Genomic DNA, 526 nt, shown 5'->3' with positions numbered 1-526 from the left:
ATTTGATTCTTTTGGGATGGGTTTTTAGCTGGAGATCCTAATGTATAAGGACTTTTTTGGGTTTGTTGAACAGCCGTTTTCGATTGTTCCAAACTCACGTTATTTGTATTTAAGCCAACGTCATAAAGAAGCGATCACGCACCTCAATGCGGGATTGGGCGACGGCGGTGGTTTTGCCATGCTGACCGGTGAGGTAGGGACTGGCAAAACGACAGTGGCCAAAGCCATGCTCGCAAATTTAGATGAAAGCACCAAAGCGGGGCTGATTCTCAATCCGACTTTTTCGAGCCGAGATCTGCTAGAAGCGATTTGCGATGAATTTAAGATCTCTTATCCGCAGGATGCGACGTTAAAACAGCTAAACCAAGTCATACATCATTATTTGCTGCGTAACCACAAGGTGGGTTGGCAGACGTTGCTCGTCATTGATGAGGCTCAGCATCTTGCTGCCGATGTACTTGAGCAACTGCGCTTGTTAACGAACTTAGAAACCGATACCAGAAAGCTGCTTAAAGTGCTGTTGGTA

Annotated in this window: 1 protein-coding gene; it reads left to right on the top strand. The window is 45.8% G+C overall.

The window, feature by feature from the left end; translation table 11 throughout:
• Positions 1–40: 40 nt before the first annotated feature.
• On the top strand, positions 41–526 hold a 486-nt coding region (locus R8N47_RS28210; RefSeq protein ID WP_318186483.1), incomplete at its 3' end, for an ExeA family protein.

This window comes from Vibrio sp. 2132-1, assembly GCF_033344315.1.
The sequence above is the reverse complement of the archived record's forward strand: the minus strand, read 5'-3'. Positions and strand labels throughout refer to the sequence as shown.